Annotated in this window: 17 protein-coding genes; 6 read left to right on the top strand and 11 right to left on the bottom strand. The window is 57.8% G+C overall.

Annotated features, from left to right (window positions below; all coding sequences use genetic code 11):
* The first annotated feature begins 2 nt into the window (after positions 1-2).
* Entirely contained in the window at positions 3-245 is a 243-nt protein-coding gene (locus tag QU667_RS00780; protein WP_106627565.1) for a type II toxin-antitoxin system prevent-host-death family antitoxin, read from the top strand.
* On the top strand, positions 242-622 hold the full coding sequence (locus QU667_RS00775) for a type II toxin-antitoxin system death-on-curing family toxin (RefSeq protein ID WP_304987450.1): 381 nt from the start codon (positions 242-244) through the stop codon (positions 620-622). Before QU667_RS00780 ends, QU667_RS00775 begins: the two co-directional genes overlap by 4 nt.
* 211 nt (positions 623-833) lie before the next feature.
* On the opposite strand, the gene QU667_RS00770 is transcribed toward QU667_RS00775, so the two are convergent.
* Both QU667_RS00770 and QU667_RS00765 read right to left on the bottom strand, forming a co-directional pair.
* The gene (locus tag QU667_RS00770; protein ID WP_304987449.1) at positions 834-1,469 is read right to left on the bottom strand and encodes a DUF421 domain-containing protein; all 636 of its coding nucleotides are present in this window, start codon (positions 1,467-1,469) and stop codon (positions 834-836) included.
* 1 nt (position 1,470) lies between these two features.
* Entirely contained in the window at positions 1,471-1,923 is a 453-nt protein-coding gene (locus QU667_RS00765) for a DUF3290 domain-containing protein (RefSeq protein ID WP_304987448.1), read from the bottom strand.
* A gap of 229 nt (positions 1,924-2,152) precedes the next feature.
* Here QU667_RS00765 and QU667_RS00760 point away from each other — a divergent pair, with 229 nt between their 5' ends.
* The 4 genes from QU667_RS00760 to QU667_RS00745 are packed head-to-tail and all read left to right on the top strand — an operon-like array spanning position 2,153 to position 4,880.
* Positions 2,153-2,347 carry a 4Fe-4S binding protein gene (locus QU667_RS00760; protein WP_304987447.1) on the top strand — a complete coding sequence of 65 codons (195 nt, stop codon included), beginning with the start codon at positions 2,153-2,155 and terminating at the stop codon, positions 2,345-2,347.
* Between the two features lies 1 nt (position 2,348).
* Positions 2,349-3,500, top strand: a complete 1,152-nt coding sequence (locus QU667_RS00755; RefSeq protein ID WP_304987446.1) for a 2-oxoacid:acceptor oxidoreductase subunit alpha — start codon at positions 2,349-2,351, stop codon at positions 3,498-3,500.
* Entirely contained in the window at positions 3,497-4,348 is an 852-nt protein-coding gene (locus QU667_RS00750; protein WP_304987445.1) for a thiamine pyrophosphate-dependent enzyme, read from the top strand. The genes QU667_RS00755 and QU667_RS00750 overlap by 4 nt, the downstream gene beginning before the upstream one ends.
* Before the next feature lies 1 nt (position 4,349).
* On the top strand, positions 4,350-4,880 hold the full coding sequence (locus tag QU667_RS00745; RefSeq protein ID WP_304987444.1) for a 2-oxoacid:acceptor oxidoreductase family protein: 531 nt from the start codon (positions 4,350-4,352) through the stop codon (positions 4,878-4,880).
* A 65-nt stretch (positions 4,881-4,945) separates the two neighbouring features.
* Here the strand turns inward: QU667_RS00745 and QU667_RS00740 are convergent, their stop codons facing one another.
* The 9 genes from QU667_RS00740 to QU667_RS00700 all read right to left on the bottom strand — a co-directional run bounded on the left by QU667_RS00740 (position 4,946) and on the right by QU667_RS00700 (position 13,484).
* Positions 4,946-5,218 (bottom strand): YkgJ family cysteine cluster protein, encoded by a 273-nt coding sequence (locus QU667_RS00740; protein ID WP_304987443.1) that lies wholly within the window; start codon positions 5,216-5,218, stop codon positions 4,946-4,948.
* Positions 5,215-6,207 (bottom strand): hypothetical protein, encoded by a 993-nt coding sequence (locus QU667_RS00735; protein ID WP_304987442.1) that lies wholly within the window; start codon positions 6,205-6,207, stop codon positions 5,215-5,217. Before QU667_RS00735 ends, QU667_RS00740 begins: the two co-directional genes overlap by 4 nt.
* A gap of 12 nt (positions 6,208-6,219) precedes the next feature.
* A complete protein-coding gene (locus QU667_RS00730; protein ID WP_304987441.1) occupies positions 6,220-7,614 on the bottom strand; it encodes a hypothetical protein in 1,395 nt (464 codons plus the stop codon).
* Between the two features lie 17 nt (positions 7,615-7,631).
* Positions 7,632-8,036, bottom strand: coding sequence for a hypothetical protein (locus QU667_RS00725; protein WP_304987440.1), 405 nt, complete (start codon positions 8,034-8,036; stop codon positions 7,632-7,634).
* Positions 8,037-8,227: 191 nt separating this feature from the next.
* Complete coding sequence (locus tag QU667_RS00720; RefSeq protein ID WP_304987439.1) at positions 8,228-9,187, bottom strand: L-lactate dehydrogenase; 960 nt, start codon at positions 9,185-9,187, stop codon at positions 8,228-8,230.
* Between the two features lie 369 nt (positions 9,188-9,556).
* Positions 9,557-10,405, bottom strand: a complete 849-nt coding sequence (locus QU667_RS00715; RefSeq protein ID WP_304987438.1) for a phosphorylase family protein — start codon at positions 10,403-10,405, stop codon at positions 9,557-9,559.
* Position 10,406: 1 nt separating this feature from the next.
* The gene (gene mqnC / locus QU667_RS00710) at positions 10,407-11,432 is read right to left on the bottom strand and encodes a cyclic dehypoxanthinyl futalosine synthase (protein ID WP_304987437.1); all 1,026 of its coding nucleotides are present in this window, start codon (positions 11,430-11,432) and stop codon (positions 10,407-10,409) included.
* Positions 11,429-12,526 carry a radical SAM protein gene (locus QU667_RS00705; RefSeq protein WP_304987436.1) on the bottom strand — a complete coding sequence of 366 codons (1,098 nt, stop codon included), beginning with the start codon at positions 12,524-12,526 and terminating at the stop codon, positions 11,429-11,431. Before QU667_RS00705 ends, mqnC begins: the two co-directional genes overlap by 4 nt.
* Before the next feature lie 49 nt (positions 12,527-12,575).
* Entirely contained in the window at positions 12,576-13,484 is a 909-nt protein-coding gene (locus QU667_RS00700; protein WP_304987435.1) for an alpha-1,2-fucosyltransferase, read from the bottom strand.
* Positions 13,485-13,626: the final 142 nt, after the last annotated feature.

Raw genomic sequence — 13,626 nt, 5'->3', positions numbered from 1 at the left:
CCATGAACATCCACACAGACACCATGATTTCCATGACCGAAGCAAACCAAAATTTTTCCAAGGTCGTACAGCTTGTCGACGAAAAAGGAACTGCGGTCATTCTAAAGGACAATACGCCGCGCTACCTCGTTATCGACATCCGGCAACTCGGACATAGCGAAACCTTGCCGGATGCAGACGTGCTTGCCGTCTCTCGACAGCTGATGGAACAAAATAGGGCAGCTTATGAGGTGCTGGCACGATGATCCGCCTGACAAAAGGGCAGGTGCTTCAGATGCACGCAGAACTGATTGCCGCAACCGGCGGCAGCAGTGGTATCCGTGACGAAGCACTTCTCGACGCCGCCTTGGCAGCACCGTTTATGTCCTTTGGCGGCATGGATCTCTATCCGTCCCTTGAACAAAAAGCCGCACGCCTCGGCTATGGTCTCATCAAAAACCACGCCATGATCGACGGGAACAAACGCATCGGCGCACATGCCATGCTCGTCTTCCTTGCATTAAACGGCATCCGTCTGCAATACACACAGGAAGAACTCTACACCATCATCCTAGATGTTGCCGCAGGAAAAAGCCCGCAGGAAAATCTGCGGACTTGGATCGAAGCACACAAAAAGACCTAGGGAATCGCTGATAAATTCAGCTTGCGTCTCTTGATGCATCTTTTTCGTCTGCACTGTACCCTAGCATCTTCCACATAGTTTTATGCGTAGATTTTTCCTCCTTGTTCGAACGAAAAATCTACGCCAATCTAACGCCTTCATTTTATCAGCAATTCCCGTAGAAAAAATCTCCCGACCGTTTTGGCCGTCGGGAGATTTTTATGTGCTGCATTCAATTTTTCTCATACGGATGGATAATCAGCGCACCGTCCTTGTACTCGCCGATGTAGATGTCCTTCACTGCGTAGCCCGCCGTGCGCAGTTCGGCGTTGAGCCAGACGCGATCCTTTTCGATGAGTTCGAGGATGTCCTCGTCCACCTGTCCGTCGAGGATGAGCGGATAGCGCGCATTCTGCTCACCGTACTGGATGACGGTGAGCTGTCCGTTCGGCTCGAGGACGGCACGTTTCACGTCTTTGATGTAGTAAACCCCCGCCATGCGGAGTTTCAGCGTGATGTCATGCGCGAGCATCCCGTGCCGCATACACTCATCCATGAGGATCTTGCCGCGCTCGATCAGCACGGCGGGACTGCCGTCGACGAAGTCCTTGATCGCACCGCTGTTCATCTTGAGATATTTCAGAACCAGCACGAGCAGCGTCCACGCGACGAGCTCGAGGAGGAAGTCAATCACGGAGATGTCACTGTTGTAGATAACACCGCCGATGATGCCGCCGAGCACGTAGTTCTGCACCTGATCGGTCGCGGACGTGGGGGCGAGGTTGCCCTTGCCGAGGAGGTTGATCTGCACGATGAGACAGAGCAGACCGAGCGCGAGTTTTGCGAGTACCAGTGAGTAGTCGATCATCTCAGTCCTCCTTATCTACGATCTGTATATCCCGCCGCAGGAGGTGCGTGCGTTCATACTGAAACGAGGTGTATTCCGCATTGAAATGAATCACGTAGAACGTCCCCTGCACATCAACGAGCATCCCCTGTTTCAAATACGTCGAGTTGGTGCGGATCTTCTGCACGGGCACGTCCAGATCCATGCTGAGGCTGTGGAGGAACTGCGCCATGCGCGAGGTCGCCTCCACATCGCTCTTCGTACGGTTGTAGTCGTTCCACTGCACGCCACCGAGGAATGCGACCGTGAGGAACAGAATGACGATGAGGTCGCGGTAGCGCGTCGCAAGGCGGTTGCGCAGATACTTCACACTCACGAAGAGAAGCGCAGCGAGCGCGAGGAATGAAAGCGCATACCAGACATTATCGCCGAACTGGCTGTGCGCCGTGATATAGTCATAGGTATAAAAATTCAAGAAATCCCCTCCTTTTCCGCCTGTAGATTACTACGGGCGGTACAGCGCGTCAAGTGTTTCATCGTGCAAATATGTATTCTGTATGCGATTTTGTTTTCCCTGCTCCATCTGCTATAATATTGAAATTATCCGCAGAGATAACGGAGGCGCAGACCTCCGCAGCGGATAATGGAACAGTTTTCTGTGTATGATGGGATGTTCTTCCACATCCCGGCGGGAGTTGAACGCCATGAAGGGTGAGCTGTATATCAAGGAAAAGCGGTGCAAGGGCTGCGGGATATGTGCAGCGTTCTGTCCGAAGAAGGTGCTTGAGGTGAGTCTGCTCGGCAAGATCACGCCCGCCCGCCCCGAGGACTGCATCGCGTGCGGGCAGTGCGAGATGCGCTGTCCCGATTTTGCGATATTCGTAGAGAGGAGGGCGTGAGATGGCGGAGACGAGTGCAAGGCTCATGCAGGGCAACGAGGCGGTCGCCGAGGGTGCGATTGCGGCAGGTGTGACGTTCTTCGCGGGCTATCCGATCACGCCGTCCACGGAGATCGCGGAGCAGATGGCAAAGCTGCTGCCGCGGATCGGCGGCACATTCCTCCAGATGGAGGACGAGATCGGCGCGATGGGGGCGATCCTCGGCGCGTCACTCGCGGGTGCAAAAGTGATGGACGCGACGAGCGGTCCCGGTTTCTCGCTGAAACAGGAGCTGATCGGCTATGCCGCCTGTGCGGAGATCCCGTGCGTCGTGGTAAACGTGCAGCGCGTCGGCCCCTCGACAGGACAGCCGACCGCGCCGTCGCAGGGCGATGTGATGCAGGTGCGTTGGGGCACGCACGGCGACCATCCGATCATCGCGCTCACGCCGTGGAGCGTGCGCGAGGCATTCGATCTGGCGGTGATGTCCGTGAACTATGCGGAGCGGTTTCGCACGCCCGTCATTCTGCTGATGGACGAGATCGTCGGACATCTGCGCGAAAATGTCACGCTCCCGACGGCGGACGAACTGGACATCTATCCGCGCCGTCTGCCGAAAAAGACGCGCGCCGAGGGCTATCAGCCCTTTGCCGTCGGTGATGATCTCGTGCCCGATGTGGCTCGTTTCGGCGACGGCTACCGCATCCACGTCACGGGGCTTCTCCACGATGAGACGGGCTTTCCCTCGGGCAGCCCTGCCGTCACGGAGCAGCTGATCCACCGTCTCCACGAGAAAATCAATCGTGTGGGCGAGGGGATCATCCACACGGAGGAGCACTTCATGGAGGACGCGGAGTACGCCGTCGTCAGCTACGGCGGTACGGCGCGTACAGCATACGAGGCGGTACGCGCGGCGCGTGCGGACGGGATCAAGGTCGGCTTCCTACGCCTCAAGACGATCTGGCCATTCGCGGATGCCGCCGTCGGACGGCTCGCGGCTCGCGTGCGGAGCATCCTCGTGGCAGAGCTGAACTATGGACAGCTCGTGGGCGAGGTCACGCGCGCGGCGCACGGTACGCCCGTCCGCCCGTGTCTCAAATACAATATGCTGGACTTCACGCCACAGGAAATCACGGCAGCGATTCGTCAGATGAGCGAGGAGGTGCGGGCATGAGCACGGACATGAATGCACGCGCGGAGATCCGTCGCAGCTTCGAGCAGTATTTTCGTCAGAACCGCCTGCCCCACCTCTGGTGTCCCGGCTGCGGCAACGGCACGGCACTGAAGTGCATTGCCGAGGCGATTGAGGGGACGGAGGGCTTTACGCAGGACAACACCATCATCGTCTCCGGCATCGGCTGCTCCTCGCGCGGCTCGGGTTATATGGACTTTGACACGGTACATACGGCGCATGGACGCGCAATCCCATTTGCCACAGGTATCAAGCTCGCACGTCCCGAGTTAAACGTTGTTGTCATTACAGGGGACGGCGATTGCACTGCCATCGGCGGCAACCATTTCCTCCACGGCTGTCGGCGCAACGTCGATCTGACCGTTGTGCTGTTCAACAACAACATTTACGGCATGACGGGCGGGCAGTCCTCGCCAACGACCCCGCCGGGCAAAATGACGACGACCGCACCATACGGGACGATCGACCGACCGCTCGACGCGTGCCGCATCGCCGAGGCGGCGGGCGCGACCTACGTCGCACGCTCGACGGCGTTCCACGTCAAACATCTCACGCAGATGATTGCGGGCGGGCTCAAAAATCACGGCTTTGCCCTCGTCGAGGCGATGGTGCAATGTCCGACCGCCTACGGGCGCAAGAACAAGATGGGCACGCCCGCCGCGATGCTTGCGTGGATGCGCGACTCCGCCGTCATGAAGGCGGCATGGGACAAACTTCCGCCCGAAAAACGCACGCCGGAGAAATTCCCCATCGGACTGCTCTATGAGTGCGCGGGCGAGGAGTACGGCATGGCGAACGCCGAGATTCAGCGGCGTGCGGGAGGGCTCTGATATGCAGAAGGAACTTCGTCTCTCAGGCTCGGGCGGACAGGGTGTCATCACCGCCGCCATCATCTTTGCCGAGGCGGCGACTGCGTGCGGAATGAATGTCGCACAGTCGCAGTCCTATGGCCCCGAGGCACGCGGCGGCGCATCCCGCTCCGAGGTCATTGTGAGCGACGGCGCGATCTATCATCCGCACGTCGAGCACCCCGACATCGTCCTCGCCATGACACAGGCGGCGGCGGACAAGTATGCAGTTGACCTCGATCCCGCGACGGGCATCCTGATCGTTGACAGCGAGCTTGTGCCAAATGTGCCGCAGGCGGCGCACGTCGTTTCCATTCCCATCACCACGCTTGCCACCCGCGAGATCGGCAAGGCTCTCTTTGCGAACATCGTCGCGCTCGGCGCGATCACGCGTATCTCGGGGATTGTCCCCCTCGATGCGGTCAAGAACGCCGTTGCGAACCGCGTTCCACCGCACACCGTTGAGGCGAATATGCGGGCGCTGATGGTCGGATACGAGGCGGCAGAGAAGTAAGGTGCTTTTCCGAGCATGACAACCCCCGCTCACATTTTCGTATGTGGGCGGGGGTTCTTGTACTCTCACAGATCTACATCGTTGTGTTTTCGTTTCAGCTGCCGGCACGCCTCGGTGTTCATGTGGTCATAAACATCGCGTGACATATGCTCCCTTAGGAACGCTTCATAGTATGCGCCGACATTGCAGCGCAGAGGACGCTCCATATAAATGCGGCACAAATGCGTTTCATCATCATAGTATCTACACACACCATCGCCGCGATCCAGATCACGATAGATGTCGCTTCTCCCGACGGACTGACAGCAAAGCCCGCAGCGGTCACAGGAAAAACTCACCCCCGCACGCCCGGCAGACTGAACACACGAGCAGAGTTCGGGTCAAGCGTCCCGTCCTCACGGCAGAGCGGTGTGTCTATGATAAGCTTGAGTGTTTTTGCTGTCATTGCCACTGCTGCAATATGCTCCTGTTCCTCACGCGCAAACGATCTCCAGTCCGTCCCTCGGCGAGCTATAATCCCCTTCATATCACGGATCCCAAAGGAAAAATCGCCGTCCATACGAAAGAGCAGATCCGTAATCTGTTCCCCCCGCTCACGAATCGCCGCAAGTAGACTGCATGATTTGCTGCACTTTGCATTGAACTCCTCAACCTTTGCGTAGTGGGTCTTTGCCTTGCTCATCGCCTCATCCGCTTTGTTGTTCAGAAAGTACGCGCCCACGAGAAGCGCAGGGGCGGCAACAATGCCACCGAGCACCGCAGTCCCACCCGCAATGCCAAGCCCACCTGTTGCAAGGCTTCCGCCCCCGAGCCACGCAAGCGTCGCATTCGTTGCTGCCGCACCACCGAGCGTACCGATTGCCGTCCCCGTCGAGGCTGTTCCGAGCATTCCGACTGCACCATACGCGCCGAGCGCAGTGATGCCACCGCCCGCAAGACCTCCCCCGTAGCCCTTGCTGAGATCAAGTGCTGTAATCGATGCCTGTTCCAACTTGCGAAGTTGGTCACTTTGCGGGGTAAAATCACGCAGTTCATCCAAACCAACTGAGTTTTTGAACTCCACATTCTTCAGCTTTCGGAACGAATCGAGGAATACACTCATATTGTTGGACAGAATATGAACCTTGGTGCTCCCCAGTTTGTCGATTGCTGCACTTGTCGCCTGTTGTTCCCTCTCACAGCGGCTTTTTGCCGAGGCAATCAGACGATCTCCCTTCTCTCCAAGTTTTTTTGCCTCGTCCATCGTCTCCTTTGCGGCAAGTCCTCCAACAACGCCCATACCGCCAACGACAGCAGCAGCACCTAAAACCAAAAATGGAAGTGGCATAATAATATCCTCCTATAGTTCAAATGCCCTTGAATCATCGCTCATCATCGCATCAAATTCATCAAAACTATGGTACTCGATGTCTTTCCCATATGCCCCCGCAATCTGCGACAGTCCGGCAAGCATCCCGTCGATGTCTGCATTCTGCGACGCACGCTCCATCTGTGCAAAGCCCGCATCGACCTCGGAGGAACGCCATGCAAACAGCTCCGCTACCGCCGCCTCGAATGCCTCCCGCTCCGCGTTCATCCGTGCCATCGACGCATCTGCCGCCGCACGCACGCGTTCGTATTCCTCGCGTACAAGATTGGCACGATCCATTGACTCTTTGAAACTGTGATAGAGTGCGCCGGAGACTGCCGTGCCGAACATCGCCCCCACAGCCGCCCCGACAAAGGGGATCGGAATGAGCGCCTGTCCGACCGCCGCCGTATAGCCCGTCGTGACGGTACTCACGCCGCTCGCCCCGAGTTCCAGAATACACTCCTCGGTTGTGATTTCCCCGCTCGCATATTTCTTGAGCGTTTTGCCCGTTGCCATGACGGCGGTGACGACCTTGCCGGGTACATTCGATTTCACGAGATTCTGAACGAACGGCGAGGACGATGTCGACAATGTGTGTGCTACGACCGACACACCTCCGCCAATGACATAGCCGGAGACTGCCGCGCCGCCGGTATCGGCGGCAATATCCTTAAGTGCCTCTGTCGGTGTCTTGTCCCCTCGGATGACCGCCGCCATATTATCCATCGTCGAGAGTGCGGCGGTCACGCCGCCTGCCTGAATCGCCGTCTGCGTTCCTGCACGGTGAAACGCACCCGCGACATTTTCTACTTTGTCGCGGCGTATTTTCTCGTCGATATGCTCCCGTGCCTTTTTGCTGTCGCTGCGTGCGTGAGCCTTCCCCTTCTCATCGATGCGGATGCCTTTATCCTCCAGATATGCCGTATCATCGACAAGTTCTTCATTCGTACGGCTGCGCTTGGCATTGTTGACCTTTCGCGAGGTGACGCGGATATTTTCGTCACTGTTTGCCGCATCCCGCAGGTTCTCATTCGTAACCCACGCATCATCCTTGTACGTTTCGTGCACGCGTTCGATGGGGATGGTGTGATCCGCCTCCGCCAGATGTTCCTGCCAGTGCTCCCCATACTGCCCCTTCGCCTCTTGCTTGCGCAGGACAAGCCGCTCCCCCGTATAGGGGTCATGCACCTCGCCGCCCTTGAACGCCTCCGTCTTTGCCGACACTTTGGCACGGGGGCTGTCATAGAGCTTGCGGTTACCCGTATACGCGGAGGGTTTTTGATATGTTTCTCCAAGAGCCCGCAGACTCTCGCTTACGGATTCCCCCGCCTCTGTCGCCGCCGCAGCGGCCTGTCTGCGCTTTTTCTCCTCCTCCGATGCCATACTTTCGTGCCCCCATCTCAGCCGAGAATCAGTGCATTGACCCGGTCTTGTATGTCGAGATAGCTGCGGATCAGTTCCTCGGCACGCTGAATGTAGTCCGTATCCATTGCGAATACCGTACGCAGTTCCTCAACAAAACGCCGCTCATCCGCCGAGAACTCCTTGTCCACATGAGCAAGTCCGAGCAGCTCAAAGACGATGATCTTCTTCTCGCGAGCATCGCTCGATGCGGCGAGTTGCTGCATGAGTTCCTTCGGATCGCTCACAGCATCCGCGCTGTCGCTCGCAATCTCCAGTTCCTTACAATACTGCTCCACCATCGCCCTTTCATCATCGGTGAAATGCCCGTCCGCATGGCAGAGGGACTTGGTCAGAGACAGAAACAACTGCTTGTTTTTTTCGGCGATAAGATGTAAGAACATGGGATTTCCTCCTTCGATAAAACATCAGCGGCGATAAGTTACGATGCAATCATCCTCATTTCCATTTGAACTTGATTGCAATTTTATTTTAACATAGCCCCCCCTAATTGCAATACTTATTTAATTCTAATTATAATAAAACAGCACCCGGAAGATGTCCAAGTGCTGTTTTATCTTGTTTTACGCCGATCTTACTTCACGCCCGCACCGTCGAGAGCCGCGCGGACGCTCTTCTGCGCGTGGCAGAGTTTTTCCATCTCCTCATCTGCAAGGCGTACCTCGAATGACCGCACGATACCGTCCTGACTGAGCATACGAGGGATGGAGAGAGCCACGTCCCTCATGCCGTACTCACCGTTCATGACGGCGGAGCAGGGCAGAATCGTGTGCTCGTTGTAGAGAATCGCCTTGATGAAGCGGCAGGCGACCATGGCGATGCCCGTATTCGTGAAGCCCTTGAGGTTGATGACATCGTATGCCGTTTGGATGAGGCTCTGCTCGACATCATGCCGGTTGAGTTTTTTCTCAAAGTGGAAATACTCGTCGAGATGGTCGATGCCAAGCCCCGCGCAGTTCACCGTTGACCACGCGACAAAGGCATCGTTGCCGTGCTCGCCGAGGACGTAGCCGTGGATGTTCTTCGGATCCATCGCATAGTGCTCGGTGAGGATGTAGCGGAAGCGATAGGTCTCAAGCATTGTGCCGGTGCCGAGGATCTTTTCACGCGGATAGTCGAACTCGGTCGAGACGACGTAGGTCGCGACATCGAGCGGGTTCGTAATCATGATAACCATGGCTTCCTTCGTGTATTTCACGATCTCGGAGAAGATGGAGCGCATGATTTTCGTGTTCGTACTCGCGAGCTTCAGACGGTCGGGCGTCTCGCCCGGCAGGATGGAGGGTCCCGCCGTGATAACGATGAACGCCGCGTCGCGGCAGTCCTCGTACGTCCCCGGATGAATCTTGATGTTCGTGCAGTACGGTGAGGACATGGCGTGGCTCGTGTCCAGTGCCTCGCCGCGTGCGCGATCCATGTCAAGATCGATGAGCGCGATCTCCGAGGCGAGCTGGAAATCCGCGATTTTGTTGAGCACGGCAGAGCCGACGTTGCTCGTCCCAATGATAACGACTTTTCCCCTGTTGACCGACATAACGATTACCCCCTAAAAATGCAAAAAAGTCCAAACGCAATGGTATGCGCTTGGACGCTATGAACTCATGACGAACTGTGTGGAAACCAGCCGTTTCATGATGGATTGCACTTCTTTTCAGTAGGACATTGCCGCAGGATTTCCTGCGCCATCATAGTAGCACCGCAGGGAATCATTGTCAATGGATTTTTCACGGGGTTGGGCGTGTATACAAAAAGGTTTTTATTGTCGATTCACCAATATATAAGAACCCCCGCCTGCAGTCACCAACTCTAGGCGGGGTTCTTATAAACCACGTTTGATGAGGGGCTGACCGTTTACCGACAGCACCTTTTTCTATGTCCATTATACGATGTTCGGCGTTTTTCGTCAACCCTTGTCCGACGCTGCATTATAGACATCCTTGAGCAGGGTTTCCTTGCGCAGGCTGCGGCATTCGCACGCACTCTCCTCGGCGGGGACGCTGCGGATCGTCGCGAGAAGGATGTCGCCGATCATAGGCGCGTCGTCGTAGAAAATCTGCGTGAGCGTATCGTGCGACCACGGGCGGATGCCCTCGCCGTAGTTGACGACAAAGTACAGCCCCGCATAGCACGCGCCGATCTCGCGTGCGAGGTAGACCTCGGGCGCAAGGCTCTGCCCCACGATGTCCGCGTGCCCCTTCAGCATGGCAATCTCGGCGGGGCTCTCGAAATGCCGCCCATCCGTGACGGCATAGATCCCGCGGTCGAAGATGCGCCCCGTATAACGCTTCCTCGTTTCCTCAATGAGCCTCGTACGAAGTTCCGCGCAGAGCGCGTCGCGCATCACGAGTAGATAGCGCCCGTCGAGCATGACATCCTTGCGTACGGAGAAGTCAAGATAGTCGTCGGGGATGAGGAAGTCGCGCGGGTCAAGCAGCGGGTTCACCGTCCCCACGCCGCCCTCGGAGAGGATGCGCCGCACGCCCGCCTCCCGCAGTACCCAAAACACCTGCCGCGACGCATCCGCACGCGTCACACCGCTGCGCCAGCCGTGCATACGGCACGTCAGCACGCGCCGTCCCGCGACGGAGAACAGGCGGAACGCGGGGCTCTCGCCGTAGGGGGTAGCAAAGTGCAGCCCGTCCGCGAGGATCTCCACATCGTCCGCCATCGACGCACGCGGGAAGTCGCTCGACAGCGTCCCCGAACCGCCGATGATGGCATATCCCGCCGCAGGAACCTGTTGCTCTGCCATACTAAAACCTCCGTATCACGCGATAGCGCGTGTCACGCTGCGCCGGCTCCCTGCCCGCGCCGCGAATCAGATCAATCATCTTCTTAATCGACATATTGTACCGCGTCCCCGCCGCACGCACGACGTTCTCCTCAAGCATGATGCTCCCGAGATCGTCCGCGCCAAAGCCGAGCGTCAGCTGTCCGATACGCTCGCCCTGCGTGACCCACGATCCCTGTATATGCGCGACATTGTCCATGTAGAGCCGCGTGACGGCAAGCGTCCGCATATAGTCCCAGCTCGACGTCTTTTCCCCGCCGAGCGCGGTATTGCCCGGCTGAAACGTCCATGTGATGAACGCGCGGAAGCCGCCCGTCTCCTCCTGCAAACGGCGGATGTGCTCCATGTGCTCCACGCGCTCCGCCATCGTCTCACCAAAGCCGATGACCATGGTCGCAGTGGACTCCATGCCGATCTTGTGCGCCGTCCGCATCACGCGCAGCCAATCCTCGGTCATAATCTTTTTCGGTGCGATGAGCCTCCGCACGCGGTCGACGAGGATCTCCGCGCCGCCGCCGGGGAGCGAGGCAAGCCCCGCATCCTGAAGCCGTCGCAGCGTGTCCTCAATCGTAATGCCCTCCTTTTCGGCAAAGTACAGAATCTCCGTCGCCGTGAAGGAGTGGATCACGATGGAGGGATAGCGGTCACGGATCGCACGTAGCATATTTTCATAGTAGGAAAGCGGCAGATCGGGGTGAATGCCGCCCTGTATCATGACCTGTGTCCCACCTGCTGCCGCCGTCTCGCCGACCTTTGCGAGAATCTCCTCCATCGGCAGGAGGTAGCCGTCCTCCGCGCCCACCTTCGTATAGAACGCACAGAAACGGCACTCGTTCACACAGATGTTTGTGTAGTTGATGTTGCGGTCAACGATGAACGTCACCGTATCGCCGAACCGCCGCCGCCGCTCCGCATCCGCCGCGCGTCCGAGGTCGATGGGGTCGCCGTGCGTGAGGAAGTCTGCCGCCTCCCGCTCCGAGATTCTCATGCGCCCTCCCCTGCCGCAATCGGCTGATAGAATGTGTCGCGCTCCACAGGCACATAGCCCGCCTCGCGGATCATCGCGTCAAGCTCGCGCCGCGTGATGCCCGTCTGCGTCTGTGCGCCCGCCGCGTGGATGATCTTCTCCTCACCGATCGTGCCGTCGAGATCGTCCGCGCCGAAGCCGAGCGCGAGCTGTGCAATGGGCTGCGTCAACATGACCCAAAACGCCTTGAAATGCGCGACGTTATCGAGCACAAGGCGAGAAAGGGCGAGCATCTTCATATCCTCCCACGAGCCGACACGTGCGAGCTTCCGCTCCGCGCCGAGCGCCGTGTTCTCGGGATGAAACGGAAAGAGCATAAACGCCTGAAAGCCGCCCGTCTCATCCTGCAAATCACGCAAAGCAAGCAGATGGTCAATGCGCTCCTCGACCGTCTCGATGTGTCCGTACATCATGGACGCATTTGTGCGGATGCCGAGTTCGTGCGCCGTACGCATACAGTCGAGCCACTCCGCACGCGTTGCCTTGTTCGGGCAGATGATTGCACGGACGCGGTCGGACAGAATCTCCGCGCCGCCGCCGGGGAGGGACGACAGCCCCGCCGCCTGCAACGTACACAGAATGTCGCGGACGGAAGTCCCCTCCGTCTTTGCAAAGTTCACAACCTCCACGGGCGTGAACGCCTTGATGTCCGCGTGCGGAAGTGCCGCACGCACCTGCCGCACCACGCCCTCGTAGTAAGAGAAGGGGCGGTCGGGGTGCAGGGCACTCACGATATGGATTTCCGTCAGATGCGGCGTTTTTTTCGCCAGTTCCAACACGCGCGCGACATCGTCCGTTTCCATAATATAGCCGCGTGCATCGCCCTGCTCCACTTGAAACGCGCAGAGCGGGCAGTTCGCGCTGCATATATTCGTGAGGTTGATGTGGCGGTTCACCGTATAGTAGACGTTCTTCCCGCTCGCGCGCTCCTTCGCCGCACGCGCCCACGCGGCAAGCGCGAGGAGATCGTTCTCCTCGTAGAGGGCGAGCGCATCCTCCCTCGTCAGCCGCGCCCCGCGCTCGGCGGCGGCACGGGCGTTCTTTCGATCAGACATGAAAATTTGATTCCCCACAATTCAAACACATTATGAGCATCCAGCTCGTCTAAACAGGGACACTGAATCCCGTAACAAATGGCGGATTCCATACCGTTGTAAGATTCCCCGGCACACGGCAAAGAGTGCCGGCAAGCTGACTGAAGCTGCTATGATCCGCGATGCGGAAGCGGCAGAGCGACATCAGCTGCATATCGACATACGCCTCTCTCCCGCGATTCCCGTCCACAACCGTCAAACGATTATGAATCCCTGTAAGTCCCAACTCCTCCGCGTGCTCCATACAATAGGCGAGATCATCGGAAAACAGGAAGAAACGCTGAATATGAATCAGCCGAGTCAGATCCTCAATCGCCTTTCGGAAATACTCCGGCGGATGGGAACGTCCGAGCGCAGCCATGTCGCCACGCCGCACATGGATCGCCGTCGCATTCTCTGCCGCATGGATCTCCTCCGCCATGCGCGCCTGCGCTGCACGTGGGAACGGTGGAAACGAAAAGATCGATAAAAACAAATCCTGTATCCCCTCATAAAAGATAGGATCAATCCAGTATCCGGCAAAGTAAATGTTCTGCTCCCGCGGCAGTCCCAGAATACGCTCCGTATCCCTGCACGCCGCCGACATGATCTCTCCCGCAAAGAGAAAAGTCTCGGCCTCCTCCTGCTGAACGCAGCGAAGCGAAAGTCCGCCCTCCCGCAGCTGCTCAGGGATAGACATTCCGCATTCGCTGCGTTCGACCATCTCCGCCCACACATCCGGCGTAAAGTGTTCGCTCAGACGAGGCAGCACGCCCTGCGGGAAAAAGAGAGGCACCTCAAAGCCCCCGTGCACCACATCCGCGCCAAAAAAGGCAGCGTCGTCAATCACAACGCGTGCGCCGTTCTGCGCCAGATAAAGGGCAAAGATGTATTGAAACATCTGATTGCCGAGCCCTCCGTTCAGCATCACGATCCACATACAAGCCGCCGCCTTTCTCTCCTTACAACACTCCCGCAAGTGTACCAAATGCGGCAGGATTTTGCAAATTCACACCGTATTCATCCAAGTCATTATCTCCATTGGGGGTATGATACGCGTACGTTTCTTCAATCTTACCCGA

Source organism: Selenomonas dianae (assembly GCF_030644225.1).
GTDB classification, from domain to species: Bacteria; Bacillota; Negativicutes; order Selenomonadales; family Selenomonadaceae; genus Centipeda; species Centipeda dianae.
Note: the sequence above shows the minus strand (reverse complement) of the source record. Positions and strands in the feature narration are given on the sequence as shown.